At 31.6% G+C, this 22,596-nt stretch carries 22 protein-coding genes; 8 read left to right on the top strand and 14 right to left on the bottom strand.

Annotation, left to right across the window (positions count from 1 at the left end; all coding sequences use genetic code 11):
- Positions 1-49: 49 nt before the first annotated feature.
- The 3 genes from FHK87_RS00335 to FHK87_RS00345 all read right to left on the bottom strand — a co-directional run bounded on the left by FHK87_RS00335 (position 50) and on the right by FHK87_RS00345 (position 4,560).
- Complete coding sequence (locus FHK87_RS00335) at positions 50-1,873, bottom strand: cytochrome-c peroxidase (protein ID WP_140588436.1); 1,824 nt, start codon at positions 1,871-1,873, stop codon at positions 50-52.
- A 1-nt stretch (position 1,874) separates the two neighbouring features.
- Positions 1,875-3,335, bottom strand: coding sequence for a PhoX family protein (locus FHK87_RS00340; protein ID WP_140588439.1), 1,461 nt, complete (start codon positions 3,333-3,335; stop codon positions 1,875-1,877).
- A 241-nt stretch (positions 3,336-3,576) separates the two neighbouring features.
- Positions 3,577-4,560 carry a M10 family metallopeptidase domain-containing protein gene (locus FHK87_RS00345; RefSeq protein ID WP_140588441.1) on the bottom strand — a complete coding sequence of 328 codons (984 nt, stop codon included), beginning with the start codon at positions 4,558-4,560 and terminating at the stop codon, positions 3,577-3,579.
- A gap of 154 nt (positions 4,561-4,714) precedes the next feature.
- Between FHK87_RS00345 and FHK87_RS00350 the strand changes: the two genes are divergently transcribed.
- Entirely contained in the window at positions 4,715-5,395 is a 681-nt protein-coding gene (locus FHK87_RS00350) for an InlB B-repeat-containing protein (protein ID WP_140588443.1), read from the top strand.
- 154 nt (positions 5,396-5,549) lie between these two features.
- Here FHK87_RS00350 and FHK87_RS00355 read toward each other — a convergent pair whose 3' ends face one another.
- Genes FHK87_RS00355 through FHK87_RS00365 form a run of 3 tightly spaced genes read right to left on the bottom strand, consistent with a single transcriptional unit; the run spans position 5,550 to position 9,518 of the window.
- On the bottom strand, positions 5,550-6,323 hold the full coding sequence (locus FHK87_RS00355) for a TIGR02757 family protein (protein ID WP_140588445.1): 774 nt from the start codon (positions 6,321-6,323) through the stop codon (positions 5,550-5,552).
- 40 nt (positions 6,324-6,363) lie between these two features.
- Positions 6,364-7,026 carry an ABC transporter ATP-binding protein gene (locus FHK87_RS00360; RefSeq protein ID WP_140588447.1) on the bottom strand — a complete coding sequence of 221 codons (663 nt, stop codon included), beginning with the start codon at positions 7,024-7,026 and terminating at the stop codon, positions 6,364-6,366.
- A gap of 56 nt (positions 7,027-7,082) precedes the next feature.
- A complete protein-coding gene (locus FHK87_RS00365) occupies positions 7,083-9,518 on the bottom strand; it encodes a DUF5916 domain-containing protein (RefSeq protein WP_140588449.1) in 2,436 nt (811 codons plus the stop codon).
- Positions 9,519-9,662: 144 nt separating this feature from the next.
- On the opposite strand from FHK87_RS00365, the gene msrA reads away from it, so the two are divergent.
- Together msrA and FHK87_RS00375 are read left to right on the top strand one after the other, a co-directional pair.
- Positions 9,663-10,220 (top strand): peptide-methionine (S)-S-oxide reductase MsrA, encoded by a 558-nt coding sequence (gene msrA / locus FHK87_RS00370; RefSeq protein WP_140588451.1) that lies wholly within the window; start codon positions 9,663-9,665, stop codon positions 10,218-10,220.
- A gap of 229 nt (positions 10,221-10,449) precedes the next feature.
- Complete coding sequence (locus FHK87_RS00375; protein ID WP_394344910.1) at positions 10,450-10,764, top strand: hypothetical protein; 315 nt, start codon at positions 10,450-10,452, stop codon at positions 10,762-10,764.
- Here the strand turns inward: FHK87_RS00375 and FHK87_RS00380 are convergent.
- The 6 genes from FHK87_RS00380 to FHK87_RS00405 form a co-directional block, all read right to left on the bottom strand.
- A complete protein-coding gene (locus FHK87_RS00380) occupies positions 10,761-11,282 on the bottom strand; it encodes a DUF6787 family protein (RefSeq protein ID WP_140588455.1) in 522 nt (173 codons plus the stop codon). The two genes, FHK87_RS00375 and FHK87_RS00380, sit on opposite strands and share 4 nt — an antisense overlap.
- Before the next feature lie 30 nt (positions 11,283-11,312).
- Positions 11,313-11,741: a DUF6146 family protein gene (locus FHK87_RS00385; protein WP_140588457.1), complete on the bottom strand. Its 429-nt coding sequence runs from the start codon at positions 11,739-11,741 to the stop codon at positions 11,313-11,315.
- Positions 11,742-11,824: 83 nt separating this feature from the next.
- Positions 11,825-12,460 (bottom strand): DUF937 domain-containing protein, encoded by a 636-nt coding sequence (locus FHK87_RS00390; RefSeq protein WP_140588460.1) that lies wholly within the window; start codon positions 12,458-12,460, stop codon positions 11,825-11,827.
- Between the two features lie 169 nt (positions 12,461-12,629).
- Positions 12,630-13,580 (bottom strand): D-2-hydroxyacid dehydrogenase, encoded by a 951-nt coding sequence (locus FHK87_RS00395; RefSeq protein ID WP_140588462.1) that lies wholly within the window; start codon positions 13,578-13,580, stop codon positions 12,630-12,632.
- Positions 13,581-13,678: 98 nt separating this feature from the next.
- Positions 13,679-14,743, bottom strand: coding sequence for a 3-phosphoserine/phosphohydroxythreonine transaminase (serC, locus tag FHK87_RS00400; RefSeq protein WP_140588464.1), 1,065 nt, complete (start codon positions 14,741-14,743; stop codon positions 13,679-13,681).
- Positions 14,744-14,959: 216 nt separating this feature from the next.
- A complete protein-coding gene (locus FHK87_RS00405) occupies positions 14,960-16,021 on the bottom strand; it encodes an acyl-CoA reductase (protein ID WP_140588466.1) in 1,062 nt (353 codons plus the stop codon).
- Positions 16,022-16,086: 65 nt separating this feature from the next.
- On the opposite strand from FHK87_RS00405, the gene FHK87_RS00410 reads away from it, so the two are divergent.
- Together FHK87_RS00410 and FHK87_RS00415 are read left to right on the top strand one after the other, a co-directional pair.
- On the top strand, positions 16,087-16,434 hold the full coding sequence (locus FHK87_RS00410) for a 4Fe-4S dicluster domain-containing protein (protein ID WP_140588468.1): 348 nt from the start codon (positions 16,087-16,089) through the stop codon (positions 16,432-16,434).
- Positions 16,435-16,555: 121 nt separating this feature from the next.
- Positions 16,556-17,179, top strand: a complete 624-nt coding sequence (locus FHK87_RS00415; RefSeq protein WP_140588471.1) for an outer membrane beta-barrel protein — start codon at positions 16,556-16,558, stop codon at positions 17,177-17,179.
- Positions 17,180-17,263: 84 nt separating this feature from the next.
- Here the strand turns inward: FHK87_RS00415 and FHK87_RS00420 are convergent, their stop codons facing one another.
- Positions 17,264-17,626: a hypothetical protein gene (locus FHK87_RS00420; RefSeq protein WP_140588473.1), complete on the bottom strand. Its 363-nt coding sequence runs from the start codon at positions 17,624-17,626 to the stop codon at positions 17,264-17,266.
- 376 nt (positions 17,627-18,002) lie between these two features.
- Positions 18,003-19,718 (bottom strand): alpha-amylase family glycosyl hydrolase, encoded by a 1,716-nt coding sequence (locus FHK87_RS00425; protein ID WP_140588475.1) that lies wholly within the window; start codon positions 19,716-19,718, stop codon positions 18,003-18,005.
- A 161-nt stretch (positions 19,719-19,879) separates the two neighbouring features.
- Between FHK87_RS00425 and FHK87_RS00430 the strand changes: the two genes are divergently transcribed.
- The 3 genes from FHK87_RS00430 (at position 19,880) to FHK87_RS00440 (ending at position 22,593) form a co-directional block, all read left to right on the top strand.
- The gene (locus FHK87_RS00430; RefSeq protein ID WP_140588477.1) at positions 19,880-20,779 is read left to right on the top strand and encodes a 1,4-dihydroxy-2-naphthoate polyprenyltransferase; all 900 of its coding nucleotides are present in this window, start codon (positions 19,880-19,882) and stop codon (positions 20,777-20,779) included.
- A gap of 93 nt (positions 20,780-20,872) precedes the next feature.
- Complete coding sequence (locus tag FHK87_RS00435; protein WP_140588479.1) at positions 20,873-21,553, top strand: metal-dependent hydrolase; 681 nt, start codon at positions 20,873-20,875, stop codon at positions 21,551-21,553.
- The gene (locus tag FHK87_RS00440) at positions 21,553-22,593 is read left to right on the top strand and encodes an o-succinylbenzoate synthase (RefSeq protein WP_140588482.1); all 1,041 of its coding nucleotides are present in this window, start codon (positions 21,553-21,555) and stop codon (positions 22,591-22,593) included. Before FHK87_RS00435 ends, FHK87_RS00440 begins: the two co-directional genes overlap by 1 nt.
- Positions 22,594-22,596: the final 3 nt, after the last annotated feature.

Raw genomic sequence — 22,596 nt, forward strand, 5'->3', positions numbered from 1 at the left:
CTATGAGATTAAAAATTATGTTCTTGATTTTAAGTGAAAAATATCGATATCAATATGTTAAGTCGTCCTCAAGGCTATTCATGAATGCAATAATATCATTGATCTCTTGATCAGTTAATTCTAGAGCATCGGGGGGTAATGTTTGATGATCAATTTTCATTCCAATACCTGCACCACCACCACGATTATAAAAATCTAATACTTCTTGTAGTGTATTATAGACTCCGTTGTGCATATAAGGAGCCGTTCTATTTACATTTCGTATTGTAGGAGTCTTAAAAAAATGCTTTTTTTGTGGAGTATTGTATACATAATATCGACCCAAATCATTACTGATTTTAGCATTAATAGTATCATTTTTTTCGGGTGTGCCGATGGCTTCCATTTCGCTTTCTACAAAAGTTGGCGGTACAGTGCCATTAAAAACTGGAGCAAAGTGACAAGTAGCACAAGCAGCTTTACCCATAAAAAGATTAAAACCTGATATTTCTTGATTTGTTAACGAATTTTCTTCTCCTGAGATATTTTTATCGAATTTAGAATTAAAAGGCACTAAGCTTCTTATATAAATAGCTATTGCATTTCTAATTGTTTTTGAATTTATACCTTTCTCAAAATTTCTATTGAAAATAGAATCATATTCTTTTGAGTTTTTTACATTTTCGGTAATATTATCCATATGATTGTGAAATTCTTTATCATTTTTTACAACATCTGATATCTGTTCTTCCAAAGTAGAGATTCTTGAATCATAAAATTGTGCTGCTTGCAGTCCAGAGTATAAGAGTGTAGGTGCGTTTCTTAATACAGGATTACCTTTATTATCTATGGATTTTTTTAATCCATCTGTAAATGCAAGATCAGATTTATGGCAAGTTGCGCAACTCATCACTTTGTCTTTAGATAAGCTATTGTCATTAAAAAGTTTTTTTCCTAATGCAATGATTTCTGGTGTTGCCTTGACACTATTTTTTGGAGCGTACCTATCAACATTAAATGTATTACTACTAAAAAAAGAATTTGCTTCATAATTGATTTTATTTTTAAAAGGAAAAGTAATGCCCCAATCTAAAATAGTTTCTTTCCAAAGTTTTAACATAGGATTTAGATGATCTTTTATAAAGACGTATCTATTAAAGCTATCAAAATTGTTATGATTAGATAATGAAATTTCGGCATTATGTAAAACTTCGATCCAAGAGTTGTATAGTTTTTCTGAACGAAAACGATTTTCATATATATTTAAATATACAATAAGACTTTTTATAGCTGAAGCATTTTCTTGCATAGAAAAACCAATAACTGGAGAATCAAATCCAGTAATTCCTAAAGACATTACTCTTACTAACTCTTGTCTGAAAAGCCATAAAAATTGATAATCTTTATATCCGGGTAAATTATTATTTACCTTTTCAAATTTTAAAGTGTTGACAATATTATTAGCTTGTTTTTTAACTTCTAAAGTGTCTGGTTTTTCTTGAAAAAGAGCTTCTTCCATTACCTGAAAACCTGTTGGTTTTATCACTTTATCAGCATTATCGTTTTCTTCTATTATAGGGAGATTGGGTCTATTTATACTTTTATACCCAGCATCATTAAAAAAAGCCATTATAGGCTCTAATCTTTTGAATGCAAGTCTTGCAGACTTAAAATGTAACTTTATACTGTCAATATTATTTTCACTAACTATTTTATGAAGAGGTATTAGTGTTTGATCAATATCATTATTGTATTGTGATTTTATTTTTCCTTGAAAATCAGTAATATAAGTCCCTGTATTTTCCTTTTTCTCTTTACAAGACCAACCAATAATGATTACAAAAAGGCTCAATAGAGCCTTTTTGATAAAAATATAATTTATTTGAATTTTCATGTTATCTAGGTAATCCTTTTACAACGGTGATAATACTACCTTCATTACTACTATTATCAGCAGTTCCAGCTCCATCAGGGTTTAAAAAAGCATCATTCTTCCAAGTATGTGCTTGTTGAATTAAAATGAATGTATTATCTACACCAATTATATCAGAAATGTCAATCATTCCTGTTAGCTCCCATGCACCTAAACGATCATCAGCAGACGCATACCCACCATCGAAAGCTTCTTGTGTTCTATGAGCAGATTCAAGTACTGTTTTAAGGCTATTTGTTCTTAAATCATATTGATATAAATATGCATCGTGAGCACGGTCGGCAGTATGACTATTAGGATCTTCTTGTATATAGGCATAATTTTCAGTGACAGTAATATTATCCGGACTTCTAAAAGTTTTAGCAATACCAGTTTCATCGTCTCCATTTAATATTACGCTTATTTTACCTTTTAAAGGATCATTTTCATCTAATATGAGTTTGTATACTCTACCATAAGATGTTCTTCCCTCTACGTTATCTCTACCTGTTGCATTAAAATAAATTTCTCTGTTATTAGCACCAGATCCTTTTCTATAATCGATATCCTCTACACGATTAAATGCCATGATTTTCTTATCAACACACTCCGTTTGTAAAGGTTCATACGTTCTTTGTTCTAATTCAATAAATTCTACATCCAAGGGCTCATTAGAGGCAGCTAAATCATTATCTGTAACAGTTCCATCACCAATTTTTAATCCGTATAATTTCCCATTATTCAGATCTCCAACATTGTCTGATACATACATAGCTAATTGACCGCCAGACACATCTGATCCTTCATTATCATCACCAATTAAAACAACAGTTTTTCCTGGATAAGCATCTTTACCAAGTGCAACTGCATTTTCTACTTGCCATTGTCCTAAAGCAGTAAGAGCAGTTTGTACTCCCGCAGCAGAAGCATCTCTAAAAGGATTTGTACCATAAACAAATTTTGCAGAACCACCCCATTCTCCTGCACTCAAATATAGTGGGCCAAAACCATGTTCTTCTGGAGTAATAAGACTACCTGAACATTGTGCAGTATTGGCTGTAGCACCAGAATTTAGAATATATTCACCTTTTGTAGGTTTAAATGTTTCATCCAAAGTTATTCTAGCTACAGAAAAATCAGCTTCAGTGTTATTAATTAAAGTAAAAGTTCCATCATCATTTCTTAACAAACCTGCTCCATCTCCCATGCTTCCATAAACAAATTCTGGAGAATCTGTTAATTGATCTTCAGAACTTAATAGAGAATAAATTTCTAAATCTTCAAAACCTGGTTTTGTTTTAAGAAAGGCTGGTGTTTTAGAATGGTTTTTTAGTTCTATTGATTCTCCTGAAGGAGGATTGGTTGTTGTTGTATCGTCATCATCATTACAAGAAATAAAAAGAGACGAAATACATAAAAATGCTAAACCTAAATTGTTTTTCATGACTTTGTGTTTTGACGCAAATTTAAGATATGAGTAAGCTGAAGTATTTTATCTATTTGTTTTATATTTTTTAACTACAGATTAAAATAAATCCAAAAATGTAAACTTATTGTTACTATTTAGAAAGATTATAATTACTGGTAAAAAAGATTAAAAATTTGAATATTCACAGAAATACCCTTTGTGATATTCGAATATCACAAAGGGTATTTCTGTAAACAACTACAAAACTTACTTAAGATTAATCAATCTCTACAGAAAAATATACTTCATCATAATCACCATTTGCAGTGGATAGTATTACCAAATAATTACCGCTTATATTTTCAATATAAGAATATATTCCTGAGTTTGATATATTTTTATCTAAAACAAAATCGCTGAATGGGTTGAGCAAATTTGAACCATATTGTTCTCTAAAAATTCGGATTCTTACTGTAGAAGTTGTTAAAAAGTTCTTATTCCATAATATTTGAATATTTTCTTCTTGACCATGAATAAATTCGCTATCATCAATAGGAGAAGTAATAAACTCTTCATTTTTCCCATATAATAATTGAATATCATTAATATCTGTAGCATTCAAAAATCTATGAGATCCAATATATCTTTCATACATCAAAGCGTTAGGATCTGGAGAATGACACAATCCTAAAGCATGTCCTATTTCATGAGCAGCAACAGTAAAAAGATCAAGAGGGTCTAAACTATTCCCTCTCATATTCAGTGTCCATGTTCTCGCATCATTAAAATGAACATCTCCTGCTAGTTTACCTCTATTAGGTGGAGGAACAAATGCATGTGCTAAAATTGCATTGCTTGTAAATTCATCGTCTACACCATGAACTCCTGTATAAAAACCTATTTCTATGTCAGCTTGATTTTTATTATATACTTCCTTAAAGCGTAAAGGTGTTACTTCAGACCAGTATGTAAAGGCTTCTCTAATCGCGTTTCTTTCTAAATTACTTTGTATATCTGATGTTCCATTCGAGAAGTGATATGTCAAATAATTTTTTAACCATTTACGCCCAGAGCCTTTTGAATGAAAATGATATGATTCATCTTCATATAAAATACCTCTTGATTGAGTTTTATCATTTATTTCATTAGAAATAATATTATCTTGAGATGTAGAATCTTCTATCGATTCTTCCTTTGAGCATGAAAAAATGAGAATAGTTCCAAAAATTAAAGCTGTTTTTTTAAAGAATTTTTCTTTCATAAGTACTAGTATAAAATTTTGTTTGTGATTTATCTAATACTTAATGTCATTATGTAAATATTTGTTACCTATTTTTTATTAAAAAAATGATACGGTAGGGAAATGAACGACAAAAACGTTTTACTAATAACAAATCATTTATAAAATTAAAAACATGAAAAATAGCATTTCGTTAAAATTATTCCTACTTACTCTTTTTAGTATTTCCATTTTTTCTTGTAGTAGTGATGATGATGAAAATAGCATGGTAGAAGAAGGAGAAAATTTTACTTTAAAGATTAATGTTGATAATGTAGAAGGAGAAATTGGTTTAAATCCAGATAAGGATTCATATAATAAAGGAGAAAAAGTCACACTAAAAGCAAATCCAAAAGAAGGATACGTTTTTGCAGGATGGCAAGGAATAGAGGAAACAATAGCTACCGATACAGAAATTACTGTTCAAATGGATAAAAATTTAGAAGTCACTGCAACTTTTGATAAAATAGAAGATATAGATATTGAAGAAGTGACCGGCAGTGGTCCCGTTACATTAGTAATGTCTATAGAACATGATGTTTTTGACCCAATTACAGTGGTCTATTATGATGGTAATGGCGTGAAACGAACAGAAAGTGTATCGTCTGTAAATAAATGGTCTAGAACATTAAAAATATCAAGAGATTTTGATTTTTTACTAGAGGTATCAGGTACAGCGACTATTGAAAGTTTCTTTTCAATTAAAATTGATGCAGAAGAAGATGGTAACAACATTTATAGTTTTGATAAAAGATATCCTACCGGAACCAATTCTAGTTTTAAAGCCTCTATTAAAAATTTAGATTTTGCCAATTGATCACCCATTCAAATAAAACAAAGGACTCTTACACTATTTTAGGATAAGAGTCTTTTTTATTTTTAAAGATTCTAAAGTTGGACTTAGAATTTTAGAACCGTATTAAAGTATGATTTATAAAAGTGTCTTGAGAGAAAGAAACCCAATTTATGGTTTAAAATTTTTCAAATACACCTAGCCCAAATAAAGCGTAATCGTATTTTACAGGATCGTTGGGGTCAAGTTTTCGTAAAGCAGTGTCTAATTCCAATAGTGCCACACTATCATTTTGTTTTCGATTTAATATTTTGAGTTTGCGAGCGACATTTCCAGAATGAACATCGAGAGGACAAGAGAGTTGAGAAGGGGATAAGGTTTTCCAAATTCCTAAATCTACGCCTGCTTTCGGATTTCGAACCATCCAACGTAAAAACATATTGATTCGTTTGGCAGCAGATTTTTTTTGAGGATCACTAATATGTTTTTCAGTTCTGCTTAGATGTGGTAACACAAAAAACTCTCTTTTGAAATGATGAATAGCATTTTGTAAGCTATTTTCACTTTTGAATTGCGTAAAGAAAGATTCCATATCTCCATACTTTGTATACAAACGATGCAATCCTGTTATAAAATATGCCAGGTCGTGTGTATTAAATGTACGATGTACAAAATCATTAAGATCTTCTGGTTCTATTTTTGGGTGTGTCATTATAAAATCATAAGGACTGTCTCCAAGTATACTCATTAACTTATGGGCATTAGTAAGGATGCTTTTTCGGTTACCCCAGGAAATTGTAGCAGTAAGAAACCCCGCAATTTCTATATCTTCTTTTTGAGTGAATAAGTGAGGGATTTGTACCGGATCGGTTTCGATAAATTTTGGGTTTTCATAAAAAGCCGCTTTTTCATCCAAAAAGTCTTTTAACTCTGATTTTTTTAGTCTTTTCAAGTGGAGTATTTGTTACTTTGTAGAAGTGTCAACAATTTTATTAGGAAACAATTTTACCATCAACCATTATAAGTTTACGATCAGCCATGTCTGCCAAATCACGATTATGGGTTACAATTACAAAGGTTTGTCCAAACTCATCCCGAAGTTGAAAAAACAATTTATGTAAATTTTCTGCAGCTTCACTATCTAAATTACCAGAAGGCTCGTCTGCGAAAACTACTTTTGGATCATTAATCAAAGATCTTGCAACCGCTACACGTTGTTGCTCACCACCAGATAGTTCACTAGGTTTGTGATGATAACGCTCTGACAAACCCAAAAAATCAAGAAGTTCTTTGGCTCTCTTTTCCGCTTTTGCTTTAGGTGTCTTTTTGATAAAAGCAGGAATACATACGTTTTCTAAAGCTGTAAATTCTGGCAATAATTGATGAAACTGAAAAATGAACCCAAGTTGTTCATTTCTAAATTTAGAAAGTTGCTTTTGAGATAAAGAGTTTATATTTTCATTATTAATAGATAATATGCTGTTTTTTGATTTATTGACACGATCCAATGTGCCTAAAATCTGTAGTAAAGTAGTTTTTCCTGCACCTGATGCACCTACAATAGAAACAATCTCACCTTGCTTGATATGAAGGTCTACACCCTTTAATACATGCAGGTTGCCATAGTTTTTATGAATATTAGTAGCTCTAATCATATTAGTTTATACACTTAAAGTGGTGAAAATAATGATTATCATAACAATCCCCAAGATTATCCCTTAGAAGAACGTTTTAAATTATTAATGTCCAAAAAGTAAACGACCCTTAAGGATAAAGTGTGCTGTATAGGTTGATCAAAAAGTTTCTCAAGACTTTCGGTATAATTAAGTGTTGATAATTCATCTTCATTGAAGATTTGATTACGGTATAATAATGTCGCTTCACTCCCTGGAGCAAATCTCCACCTAAAACTTAAATCAATATTCCAAATATTAAAATTTGTATTGGGATTATCTTCTGAAGTGTCATAGTCAATTCTTGACCTGCTACCATCATTATTTAAAATAAAAAATACATTATCAGAATAATTAGCAGTACTCCAAAAATTTCTAAACCTTAAGTCTATAGCTTTATAAGAATTAAAGTTATAGCTGGCACTTAAAGAGTTTTCTAATGATACGATATCTCTTTGCCCTAAAAACACATCAACATCATTATCATCGATATATCCAAAATTTTTGGGTCGATTAAAATATTCTGATCTCCAAATAAGTAATAATTTATCAGAAAAACGATATCGAGGCGAAACCTCTATACGATATATTTTTTGTGAATCATCAAACCATTGTCTGGTACCGGCACTAATATCATAAGCAAACTTTTTCCTATAATCAGAAGAGACAAATGCTCTACCTCCAACACTAGAGTTAAAAGTAAGAAAACGACCTTCTATTCTTGGTTCAAAGTAATCTTGTGTTTTAGAATTAAAAGAACCTCTTATTCCAAAACCAAAACGTTCTTTGGTTACAAAAAAGATATCAGTTCCGATCGAATTTTGAGTTTGTACACTAGGATCAAGAAGTCTTCTATGTCTTGCAAAAAATTGAAAACGATAGGTGTTAAAAATTCCTTTTGGCTCAAAAATCTGATAAGATATGTTTGCTCTAAAATTATTATAGTTATTTCTGAAATTTACTCCAAGATCATTAATATCGAATGTTTTGTTAGCAAGACTATGTCCAATACCGTATCGGATATTACCTTTTATATTTTCAAAATCAATATCTGATGCAAATCCTCCTTCATTGTCATCGAGTTCATTGATATGACTCGCAATAGCTCTCCCCAAAATCCGATGAGAGTTTACCTTATTTGAGAGATTCCATGCGAGAGCTGATACATTTGCATCTCTAAATTGACTTCCTTCTCTAATGACACTTGTATTGATTAGGGAAACAGAAGAGTTTTGATTAAACTGTTGGTCAAAAACCAGAATATTATAATTGGCTAGTGGTTCTACTACTTGGGTACGGGAGCGATTAGTAATAGTATCTCTGATAGTAACCTTTGTTTCTTCTGTAATTGCATTAAAAATACCTATGCCTAAATTATCTTTGGTTCTCCCCGATACTTTTAAAGCATTTAATAAATTTACTTTAGAAGGTTCATCTTCTGCTTCTTCGTTATCATTAAGATCGTCATCATCTACAGAGGTTGAAGGTGCACCGCCAACTCTTCTAGAAAAAAAGATATCTCCTTTATTAAATAGTTCTGTTCCTTCGGTAAAAAACTGCCTGTTTTCTCCAAAAGTTTGTTCAAATGGTCCTAGATTAAGGCGTACTTCATCAAAAGCAGCCTGACCAAAATCTGGAATTAGAGTAGCATCTAATGTAAAACTATCACTTAAGCCATACTTGACATCCATTCCCGCACTAAAATCTGTTTCGGTCATCTCATCAGGATTTGAAACCAATCCTTGTACAAAAGGAAAAAATGTAAGTCTTACAGGAGGATCAATATCCTGTACACCTCTTACCAAACCATTGTATTGAGTTTGTTGACCGATACTGTTATTTATAAAATTCCATGTATGAGTTTGATTTCTACCTTGTAAACGTCTATAAAAATTGATGCTCCAGTCTTGAACTTTTACCTCTGGAAAACGTAAAGCATTATAAGGTATTTTGAATTCGGCATACCATCCTTTTTCATCGATAGAACTTCGGGCATCAAATACTACATTATAACTAAAATCTTCATTAAATAAATCTGCTCTGGCGTCTCCAATTGTTCCGGCACTAGTAATAAAAAAACGGGTCTCGTTGACCCCATCATTATATGTATTTATAGCAATGCTAAAAAAATCAGCTTGTACAAATATATCATCTCGTTGACTGAATTGCCTTAGGATATCATCAGGTTTATTGTCATAGAGATAAGCAGCAAAATAAATAGCCTTGTCATCATAAGCCATTTTTACTTCAGATTGGATTTCATTAGGAACCTCCCCATCATTACCAGGTCTCCACATCGTAAAATCACCACTGGGCTTGATTTGACTCCAAATCTCATCATCTAAAATACCATCAATTTTTGGAGCAGTATAAATTCTATGTGCTGTTAATTCTTTTTTTTCTTGTCCATTACATATCAAATAGATAAAAAATAGGATAACAAAGTAAATTTTGGAGTGTAATTGTTGATTCATAGACCGTATAAAAACCTTACTTTTTTGAATGATATACAAAACTAGCCTTGTAAAGGGAAAACCCTTACTAATGAAAAGTTAAAAAGAATAAAATCGTTTAATATATCAGTAATTTAGTTGAACAAAATATAGATAAATATTGTTATGAAAGAAAATAATCAAGAAATAGCAGTTTTGGCTGGAGGATGCTTTTGGTGTACAGAAGCTGTTTTTCAAAGAATTGAAGGTGTAGAAAAAGTAACTTCCGGATACACAGGAGGAACAATAAGAAATCCGGCATATAGAGAAATAACCACCGGGCGAACAGGACATGCAGAAGCAATTAAAATAGAATATAACCCTTCTAAGATCACATATAGAGAACTACTAGAGGTTTTTTTTGCTACTCATGATCCAACTACCCTAAATCGACAAGGAGCAGATAGAGGAACGCAATATAGAAGTGCTATTTTTTACATCAATGAGCAACAAGAATTAATCGCCGAAGATATAATAGCTGAGTTAAATGCCGAAGGAATTTTTGACGATCCGATAGTAACTGAGATTAAACCCCTTGTAGAATTTTATAACGCCGAAGACTATCATCAGGATTATTATAATCAAAACTCTTCACAAGGATACTGCCAATTTGTGATTCATCCAAAACTTGAAAAGTTGAATACTGTCTTTAAAGAAAAATTGAAAAAAGAGATTCATAATTGATTATAATATTATGATTTTTTAGACGATTGATGGCTGAAAAATCACTAATTTTTATTGATAAAGTTGAAAATCAGAACTCTGTTACTACTACTGTTAAACTAATGAGATAATTTGTAAAAAAGAGTCAAAAACAGAATTATTAAGACATATTTACCGATGATCTGGTATAATTATTTTTTGGAATACTCTTTGATTTAAGGTTTTATAGTATTAACTTAACCTTATAATGATGGCAAATAATAATAATAATAAAGATAAATACAAAAAGCTTGGTCTTAGTTTACTTTTTGATGGTTTAGGAATGGTTACCTTTATGATTCCTGGAGTAGGAGAATTTGGTGATATTATCTGGGCACCTTTAGCAGGTTGGCTGATGACAAGAATGTATAAAGGTAATGTAGGAAAAGCAGCAGGTGCAATAACTTTTGTAGAAGAAGCATTACCAGGAGTAGATGTAGTACCAACCTTTACGATTATGTGGTTATATACATACGTAATCAAAAAAGAAAAAGTGAAACAAATAATAGATATTGATTTTTCTTAATTCTTAAGAAATCTTGCAAATCCCATTCGACTTAACATCTTTTTTTCAAAACTCCAGAAAAATTTGAATTGACCAAAAGTCCACCCAACGATAAGCAACAGCACTTGATAAATAGGAAATATTAAAAATATTCTTACAGGCCAATATATCCAACCTGAAGACGTTTCTCGTGCTATTCCTAAAAATGAAAGAATAGGATCAGAAATTCTTGCTGCTGTAGAACCAGTAATTGCAAATACAATGAAAATAGCAATTAGCTCCCATCTGTAAGTAACTTTCCATTTGGACTCTAAAACTTTAAAAAGTTTGAGTGTTACTGTGAGAAAAATAAATGTAAAAATAACAGTAAGTAAAAGCAATGATCCAATATATAGCAAACCATTTTTTGAAATGGTTATAGAAGATAAAATGTATTGACTAATAAGGTATGAAGAGAATAGTAAACTTAATACTCCCAACAAAGGAAAAATAAGTTGCCAACTTTCACTAATCTCCCAGCGATTTTTGAATTTTTGCATGCACAAAAATACAACTAAATTCATATTAAATCAAAATTGCCTTCCTCTAGAAAAAACAAATCTTTGCCTGTATCTTTGCTCAAAAAAGAGAAAGTAATTATAAAGTAAATAATTTACCTCATAACCATAATGAATAGAGGATTCGTAATTGATTTGTTGTACATATAAATTTGGATCAAAGCGTTGTGGTTGTATAACACGTTGATTATATTCTATTACATATTGTCGGTTTCTATTCTCGAGAAACTGCTCAGAGTAAAAACCTCTTGGTCTTTGTGTTACTAACCAAGCATTAAATCCGGGTTCTATAATGATAATTTCATATTCAAGACTATCATTTGCTATTCTAATTGTATCTTCTGGTTTATCTTCATACGAAATATAAACATTTTTGTTTCTAGTACTAGAGCAGCTAACTATTATTATTCCAATAATTAATGAATAAAAGATATTTTTCATTTCCCCAATTAATCTTTTCTTTAAAATACAAAAAAGCTAAAGAATACTCTTTAGCTTTAACATATAATTCATTGAAAACCTGTTTACTTACCAAATAAACCTCCTAGCATACCACCGATTCCTCCTTGCTTGTTACTACTGTTGAGTAACATTCCTGCAACATCATCAATTACGCTACCATCTCCATCAGCATCCAGAAAAGATTCTAGTAGAGATTGTTCTTTAGAACCTTTTGCTGCGCCAGAAATATTACCTAGCATATCAGTAAGTCCGTTGGCATCTGATACGTTATTTTGAGAAGCTTGTTTACCTAAAACTCCCATTAGAATTGGAGCAGCAACTTTAAGAATTTGAGCAACAGAGCCTGCGTCTATTCCTGATTTTTGACTTAACGCACTCTCTACGGCAGGTTGTTTATTGCCAAGAACATGTCCCAAAATACCAGCTCCATCAGTGGTCACTTCTTCATCTACACCACCTTCAAATAAGCCTCCTAAATTATCCAGGATCCCACCAGAGTGGTTATTGTTCAGTGCATTTAATAATCCGGATGCTCCTTCAGGTGTAGAAGCATTACGCTGCATAGCTCCCATAAGTACAGGCATTGCCATACTTAATAAATTTCCGGTTTTATCTTGTGATTGCCCAGTTTGTGAGCTAACTCCATCTATAATTTGTTTGCCCATTGGGCTGTTTAAGAGATCTAAAATTCCAGACATGGTTTATGTTTTTTAATAATGTACAATTTACAATTTTTTATGCCTGAAAACGATAGAGAGTTTAATTTTATTTCACCAAAAATAGATGAAAGAACATTATATAAGATAAAAAGCACTATTCTTTACAGTTAAAAGAATAGTGCTTCTATTTTTAAGATAAATTACTTAACTATTTTAGTATTTTGATGATTTGATCTGCTAACTCTTGACCAATTCGATCTTGTGCTTCACCTGTAGCAGCTCCGATATGTGGAGTTAACGATACTTTGTTATTCATCAATACCTTGATAGATGGACTTGGCTCGTTTTCAAAAACATCAAGGCCTGCAAAACCAAGTTTTCCTTTTTCTAAAGCTTCAATTAACGCTACTTCGTCAATAACGCCACCTCGCGCAGCATTTACAATTCCAGCTCCTTCTTTCATCAATGCTATTTCTGTTTTACCAATAACATATTCTTTTTGTGCAGGAACGTGTAGTGTTATAAAATCAGCGGTTTTTAAAACCTCTTCTTTGCTTACTGTTTTCAGATTAAAATCTAGAGATTGACCATCAAAAAACTCTAAAGGAATATTTGCTTCTTCTATAAATGGATCATATGCAATAACTTTCATACCAACACCGATCGCTATTTTTGCAGTAGCTTGCCCTATACGTCCAATACCTATAATACCAAGAGTTTTTCCTCTTAACTCAATTCCTCCTGCATAAGCCTTTTTCAGGTTTTTGAATTTACTATCTCCTTCTAACGGCATATTTCTATTGGCATCATGTAGAAAACGAACGCTACCATAAAGGTGTGCAAATACTAACTCGGCTACTGATCCGGAAGAAGCAGCAGGAGTATTAATCACATGTAATCCTTTTTCTCTTGCGTATGCAACATCTATATTGTCCATTCCGACACCACCACGACCTATAACTTTCAAACTAGAACAATTATCTATAATATCTGTTCTAACTTTGGTAGCGCTTCTTACTAAAAGTACCGAAATTTCATTTTCATTGATGTAGTTTACGAGTTGATCTTGTGCAACGGTTGTAGTTAAAACTTCGAACCCTTCTTTTTCAAGGGCATCTATACCGCTTTTTGAAACTCCGTCGTTTGCTAATACTCTCATTTTTAAGTTTTAAATTGTAAGTGTTAAGTAGCAAATAGGCTATCCTTAACTATTATGGTTAAAATATTTTAAATGCTTCTAATCGAACGAATCTTTGATTATGCTTTTCTTTCTAGATCACTCATAACGTCTACAAGTGCAGCTACACTTTCTATAGTCATAGCATTATACATACTAGCTCTATAACCGCCAACACTTCTATGTCCGTTAATTCCATTGAGACCAGCTTCGGCACACATGGCATCAAAGGTTTCTTTTAAATCTTCATTTACCAAGGTAAATGTAGCATTCATATTAGATCGATCTTCTTTTGCTGCAAATCCTTTTACCAGAGGGTTAACATCAATTTCTGAATAAATAAGTTTTGCTTTCTTTTCATTTAATTCTTCTATAGCAGGTATTCCTCCCAGTTTTTTTAGCCATCTCAATGTAAGCATTGAAGTATATACTGCAAATACAGGAGGGGTATTAAACATGCTTGCTTTGCTAATATGTACTTGATAATCTAACATTGACGGGATTTGACGCTCTATTTTACCAAGAATATCTTCTTTGATTACTACCAATGTTGTTCCTGCAGGGCCCATATTTTTTTGTGCTCCTGCATAAATAAGATCAAACTTAGAAAAATCCAGTTGCCTAGAAAAGATATCACTACTCATATCACACACCAAAGGAGCATCAGAAACAGGAAAATCTTTAATTTGAGTTCCAAAAATTGTATTGTTACTCGTACAATGAATATAATCCAAACCTTTAGGAATGTCGAATCCCTTTGGTATATAGTTAAAATTAGAATCTTTAGAAGACGCTAACTCAACAACTTCTCCAAAAAGGTTTGCTTCTTTTATTGCTTTTTCACTCCAGCTTCCGGTATTCAAATATCCTGCTTTTGTTTGAAGTAAATTATAAGCAGTCATCAAAAATTGAGTACTTGCACCACCTTGTAGAAAAAGTGCTTTATATCCTTTTCCTTCTAAGCCTAATAATTCTAAAGCTAAACTTCTGGCTTCTTCCATAATATCTACAAAGTCCTTACTTCTGTGTGATATTTCAATTACAGAAAGCCCCGAATTATTATAATCTAAAATAGCTTGTGAAGCTTCTTTGAATACTTCTTGAGGTAAAATACAAGGTCCGGCGCTAAAATTATGCTTTTTCATGCGTAATATTTATTGTTTTTAGTACCCACATAAAACTGTAAACAACTAAAACTAATTTCTTGTAAAGTGTATTAAAAAATGTTTTAATTGTTTCAATTTCATTAGTAGTTTGATTATTAAAATTATTATGTTTTGTTTTTCCTTTATGTACTTGATAAGTACATCACAAAGGTGCTAATAATCTAAAACATTTGTGTTGTGAAAATGATAAAATATTTATTTAATTTTTGATAAAAATTGAATAATATCAATGCCATCTGCATAATCTGTTAGCTTAGGCTTTTGAGTTGTTCCAAAATCAATATTTGTAGGTGTGATATTGTTACCAACAATACATTGAATTTTTTCCTCATCTTTTTCTAATGTAGTTAATAATGTTTCTTTTGAGGTATATGTTTCGTAAAATAATGTTGCAATAGGAGAGGAGTAACTTTTATCTTCTTTTAGCATTAAAAAACCATTTTCTAGTAACTTGTAATTACTCATTAAATATACAGCTTTGTTATAATCATAATTGTTGGCATATTTATTACCATTTATAATAATGTTAAATGGGTATATGGCTTCAAAAAACGAGTCAAAATTATATTGTTGGGGAACCATTAATTTTGATACATTACGACAACCTAAGCCATAGTATCTAAAAATATCTTCGCCTAAAGCTTCAAGTTCTTCCCTAGTCTCAGTGCCTGTTAGTATTGCGACAGAATTTCGATTTTTTCTAATGATATTTGGAACATTACCAAAATAATATTCGAAGTATCTGGCAGTATTATTACTTCCTGTAGCAATTATAGCATCAAAATCTTTGAAGTTTTCTTTTGTAAAAGTTATGCTCTCATTTAGCTCAGGTGCTATACTTACAAGGTATGAAGTAAGAAAAGGTAGTAATTGATCATCATTAGAAGATTGTTTGACCAGTACTTTACATCCTGATATCAATACACAAAGAAAATCATGAAAACCTACCAGCGGAATATTACCTGCCATCACGATTCCGATAGTTTTACATGGTATTGTATCTAATTGATAAGAAGAGAGCCACTCTTTTAGATTTTTTTCCGATAATGCGTCTGCCCATTGTTCTATAGCAAAAACTACATTTTCTTTTGTAAACCAACCATTATGATGTTCTGCTGTATTGATTTTCAGGATCATTTCATCAAAAAAATCATCATTATATAAAACAGTATTAACTTTCTCATAACCAGTAGATTTAAACTGTTTTAAGAACTTTCCTAACTCTACAAAAGCTTTAATTCGATTATTTAATAGCATTTCTTATTTGTTTATCACTAGTTTAGGCGTTATTTTTGTGTTGCAAATTTAGAATAAAAAAAGCTATGGCAATTATAATAACAGATGAATGCATAAATTGTGGTGCATGTGAGCCTGAGTGCCCAAACACTGCAATCTATGAAGGAGCGGATGATTGGAGATATTCTGATGGTACAGACCTTGAAGGTGATGTCATCCTTCCTGGAGGGAAAGGCGTAAATGCAGACGAAGCTCAAGAGCCTATAAGTGATGAAATCTATTATATTGTACCGGATAAATGTACAGAATGTCAAGGTTTTCATGAAGAACCTCAATGCGCAGCGGTTTGTCCTGTAGACTGTTGTGTTCCTGATGAAGATATTGTAGAAACTGAAGAATTTCTTTTACAAAAACAAGCATTTATGCATAAATAAAGAATACTCTTTAATTTTCTATTATAAAATAAAACCTGTCGATCGACAGGTTTTTTTATGGTCATTTTTTAAATTTTAGTATTTTCGCTCCATAATATAACCTCAAATCTTAACATAAATTATGAAAAAGCTTTTTATATTAATTTTTTGTATTGCTTTATCTTCAGTTTCTTATAGTCAATATCGATGGGAAGTTTCTGCTGGAGCGACTTATTCTACACTTAATCTTGATAATGTTGATACTAGCGGAAAAGCCGGTTTTTTTATCAATGCCGGATATGGTTATGTTTTAGGATATAGAGCCAAAACGAGTATTGTTTTTTCATTAGATCTTTTGCAAAGAAAAAGTGAAATTTCTGAAACAAATGCTTTTTTTAATAATGGAGATGAAATTAGTACACTTCAAGTAGGACTTACTCCAAAGTTTAGATACTTATTTGGTAGTGGAAAAGATAGATTTAGAGCCTTTATAAATGTAGGGCCTTCTTTTAGAGTGAATACAAACTTTGAAGTAGGAGGTGTAGAGTTAGAAGATGAAGCCTATGAGAAGTTAGTTATTGGCGGAGTGTATGGTGCAGGATTTTCTCAGATGATTGGAGAGATGTTTGATATTATGGCAGAAGTTGGGGTTATGAACGATTTTGTAGATAATTTTAGTGATGATGTTATCACCGGTGGAAGTAAATTTTTTGATATTTATGCCAGAGTTGGTATTCGATTCAGAATTTATGATGCCAGAAGATAACTTTTAAAATACTTTTCTTAAAATAAAAAAAATCTGGTGAAAGCCAGATTTTTTATTCTTAATATTTCCTTTGTATCATTTGCTTTAGTAAGCCATTAGAGCATCTCTGTATTCTCTTAAGTCAGAAATATTAGTTCTGTTTTTAAGACTCTTTGTTAACGAAACCAAATATTTAAGACTTTCTATTGGGTCAACTTTAGATTCACTATCAGAAACATCTTCTTCATCTATAGGTTCATCATCAGGAATTGGAATAAGAAAAGAGTCATTTTCTTCTATATGCTCATATGTGAATCTAAGTACTTTTACAACCAAAGGAATTTCTTCTTCTAAGGCAAATGATCTCAACTTTTTAAGATCATCTATCAATGTATCTGTATTAATGCCTGTTGCGTCTAGGTCTTGTACTATTTTGTCTACTAATTCGATTGCTTTTTTATTTTCCAAAAGAGTAAAATTATATGGATGATTAATTTCTTATGACTACAAATTTAATTTTTTCAGAATTTATGAGGAATCAATTATGCTTTTTATTTATCATTTTGAAAATATTTTTTCTTTTAGCGTTATTTAACAAATATTAACAAAAACGATTAATTTATTGTTTTTCAATAGTTTAAAGGGGTTTATCTAAAGAAATACTACTAATCCAGCTAAAGTTTGAGGTAAAACCGTAACCACATATGCATCAATCCTCTTTATCTTTGAAATGTATTCCAATTACAATTTTTCCCTTACTTTTTTTGTTTTCCCCAACACTTACCTCCTTAGTTCTAAGGAGGTAAGTTCTTCTTAGGGGGTTCCTTAATTAAAAATCTATAATCTATTGTATAGTTTTTTCCTCAAGAAGTACAATATCATATTCTGTATCAAATTCTATTGTACCATTAATTACTTTTGATTCTGTATCCGAGTATTTATCAGCAAGAATTGTTCCATTTGCAAATATACTACCCACATTTAGCGACTTTTTGCCTTTAGGCAGTTCTAAGCCAACAATTACTTTATCAGAGTATCCTTTTTTAGTATATGATCTCGAAAATGTATATGGGGTTTTAGTGATCATTTTGTGTTTTCCGGCACCAATTGATGGGTGGTATTTTCTAAACATTCCAAGTTTTTGCCAATGTCTTAAAAGCGTTTTTGTAGTATCATTTTCTTTGATATCTTGCCAGTTCATAGGAGATCTTAATGTTGCATCTCCTTGCGTTCCTTCTATTACAAGAGATCTTGCTGATTCGTCTCCGTAATAAATCTGGGATATCCCCGGAGTTAACAATAACTTGGTAGCTGATTCATATGTTTTTTCTCTTTTCTTATCAAAAGGAGAACCATCATCATGAGAACTTACATAATTCATTACACCTTTTCCGATCAAACTTGTATGTAATATTTGACTGTATTTACTAAAAAGAGTTTCAAAATCATTTTCTTTGGCATCGCTTTTGAATTGAAAATTAATCATATTGTCAAATCCTTTTGCAAAATAATCAACCTTACGATCTCCAAAATCATAAAATCGTTTGCCATTAATATAATATCCATATAATTCACCGATGATATAAAAATCATTATCATCTAGTATTTTATTTGGATTTTTGGATTTCCATTGAGCAAACGCTAATTTGGCTTGTTCTGCTAAAACATTCCAGGCATCTTCTTCTACATGTTTTACAGTATCGACACGATACCCATCAATCCCTAATTCTCTAACATAATCGGTTAACCATTTGATAATATAATTTCGTGGTGTTCTCTTTAGGCCTGTTTTTGTGAAAAAAACATCTATTTCTGCTAATTCTATTTCAAGTCGTCCTTCTTTTTTCCATTTTGTGATTAGATGTTTGGGGAGTTCTACTTCTTCTTCGCTTTCGGTTTTTATATCAGGTAAATTTTCTACTAGAGTACAACTTACAGCAGTTTCATAGTCTTTGTATGTGCATTTGGGTTTCGTTCGAACCCAATTATTAGGCCATACGGGATCCTGTTCTGTAACAGGACCAGTGTGATTAAGTACAACATCCATAAGAATTCTAATTCCGTTTTTGTGGGCAACCTCTACAAGTTGTTGCAACTCTTTATAAGTTCCAAAATTTGGATCTATTTTTGTCCAGTCTTTTGCCCAATATCCATGAAAAGCATAAGTGTTTCCAGTACCTTCATCGACACTACCATGTATTTGTTCTACAACAGGATTAAACCAAATTGCATTAATCCCTAGATTGTTAAAATACCCACTTTCTATTTTTTGAATGATTCCTTTCAAATCTCCCCCTTCAAATCCACGAAGTATTCCAGTTTCCTGATTTCTACTAAGAAGATTGTCATTTGTTTGATCACCATTATAGAATCTATCTGTGAGTAAAAAGTACACATTTGCTCCTTCCCATACAAAAGGAGTTTTTTCTGAAGATTCAGGAGTTGTAATCTCGGTTTTTTGATCTTTGTCAGATGGTTTTTTGGTAGCATCAGACTCTTTTTTGCATGAAATAATTGTGCAGAAAAATAAGAGAATAATTAATCTTGTAGTTGTTCCCATAATTGTTTAGTGATTTAAAAGTGCTAATCTATAAAAAGTCTTTAAAGAAGAAAAAGGAGACAAACTACATTACTCAGAAATTATGAATTCGTTATAATTTATATCTAAATAGATTTATTTTTTTAATAAAATACCGTTCCTTTGGGTCAAAAAGTAAAATAATGAGTAAAGTAAAAGCTTGGATCTCTGCGGCCCGTTTGCGTACGTTACCACTATCGGTGTCTGGAATTATAGTTGGATCTGTGCTCGGAAGTGAAAATTTTTTGAAAACTTCAATCTTTTGGCTAGCGATCCTCACCACTCTTGGATTACAAATATTATCAAACTTTGCAAATGATTACGGCGATGGAGTAAAAGGAACAGATAACGAAGATAGAGTTGGCCCCGAAAGAGCATTACAAAGTGGTATCATTTCTAAAAAAGAAATGTTTCTGGGGATTAGTGTTACTGCTGTATTAACTATGATTATAGCAATATCACTCATTTATGTATCGTTTGGAAAAGAACAGTTTTTATACTCATTATTCTTCTTTATCCTTGGTTTGGCAGCAATCATTTCTGCCATAAAATATACAATGGGTACATCTGCATATGGATACAGAGGATTGGGAGATATATTTGTATTTATTTTTTTTGGTTTAGTAAGTGTTGTTGGGTGTTACTTTTTGTTTGTAAAACAACTTAGATTTGAGGTTTTTTTACCTGCTATTACGATTGGCTTATTAAGCACAGCAGTACTTAACCTTAATAATATGAGAGATCATAAAGGAGATAAAAAGTCTGGAAAAAATACGCTTGTGGTAAAATTAGGGCTTCAAAAAGCTAGGATATACCATTTTTGTATATTATTTATGGCAATGTTTTCGATATTAATATACACTTATTTAACCTATTCTCGAATTACAAATTATGTATATATAGTAGCATTTATACCTATTGTGATGCATATTGTTAAAGTAAAAAAAACAAAAGAAGCAAAAGCGCTAGATCCGGAACTCAAAAAAATAGCATTGACAACATTTTTGATAGCAATTTTATTCAGTCTAGGACAGATTTTATAATTTAGTAACTAAGACTATATTATATTAATTTCAAGTCAGGAATCATTCATTCATAACAAAATATCTTAACATAAACCAAAAGAACTCAGAAATATGAAAATCACATTTTATGGTCAGAATACACTCTTAATTCAAATTGATAATACAATTGTTCTGGTAGATCCATTTATTTCTGGCAATCCTCTTTCAAAGGATAGTATTGATATTAGTACTATCAAAGCCGATTATATTTTACTTACTCATGCGCATCAAGATCATGTTTTGGATGCAGAAGCTATTGCAAAAAATAATAACGCAATTATTGTATCAAATTATGAAATCGCTATGTATTATCAAAAACGCGGTATAGAAGTTCATCCTATGAATCATGGAGGAACATGGGGGTTTGATTTTGGAAAAGTAAAATACGTTAATGCAATACATACAAGTAGCTTTGAAGATGGAACTTATGGAGGGCAACCAGGAGGATTTATTATCGAAGGAGAACATAAAACGATTTATATTGCAGGAGATACAGCTTTAACAATGGATATGAAGCTGATCCCTCTATCTCACACTTTGGATTTGGCAATTCTGCCCATTGGAGATAATTTTACAATGGGAATAGATGATGCAATTATAGCAAGTGATTTTGTAGAGTGCGATAAAATTCTAGGCGTTCATTATGATACTTTTGGGTATATAGAAATTGATCATGATGAAGCCAAAAAGAAGTTTTTTGAAAAAAACAAAGATCTGATGCTTCTTAATATTGGAGAAAGTATAGAACTATAATGGTAGCGACATATCATAAATATGTATTGGAGTTTAAAAAACCAAGTGGAACTTCAAGAGGGATTCTAAGACAAAAAGAAACTTGGTTTATTGTGCTTTCGCATGATGGAAAAAAAGGTATAGGAGAATGCGGAATCTTAAGAGGCCTTAGTGTTGATGATAGACCTGATTACGAGGCTAAACTTCATTGGGTCTGTAATCATATAGATTTGGGCTTAGACCGGCTTTTGCAAGAACTTATTGAGTTTCCTAGTATTCAATTTGGGTTAGAAATAGCCTTTCGATCTTTAGCATCAGAAAATCCTTTTCTTTTATATAAATCGTCTTTTACTGATAGCAAAGATCCCATATCAATTAATGGATTAATTTGGATGGGAGATAAAAAAAGCATGAAAGATCAAATTGAAGATAAATTACAAAATGGTTTTGATTGTATTAAAATGAAGATAGGTGCAATTGATTTTGATACAGAACTAGACTTATTGTCTTATATAAGGTCACAATTTCCAAAGAATGAAATAGAGATAAGGGTAGATGCCAATGGCGCTTTTACTCCAGAAGATGCTCTACATAAGCTAAAAAGATTGTCACAGTTTGAAATTCATAGTATAGAACAACCGATCAAGCAAAAGCAATATCAAAAAATGGCTGAATTGTGTGATAAAACACCTTTGCCTATTGCACTAGATGAAGAATTGATTGGAGTGTTTGATATTGCAGAAAAAGAAAAATTACTTACACTGATAAAGCCTCAATATATTATATTAAAACCAAGTTTAGTAGGAGGGATTAAAGGTACACAAGAATGGATTGCATTGGCAAAAAAGTTTGGTATAGGATGGTGGATCACTAGTGCTTTAGAAAGTAATATAGGACTTAATGCAATTGCTCAGTTTACATATACCTTACAAAGTGATATGCCACAAGGTTTAGGAACCGGAAGCTTATATACGAATAATTTTGAATCACCATTAACTGTCACTAACGGTACTTTGCTATATGATAAAAGCAAAGCTTGGAAGGTTGAATATATTAATTAAGAC

It is taken from the genome of Aquimarina algicola (genome assembly GCF_006443095.1).
Taxonomy (GTDB): Bacteria; Bacteroidota; Bacteroidia; order Flavobacteriales; family Flavobacteriaceae; genus Aquimarina; species Aquimarina algicola.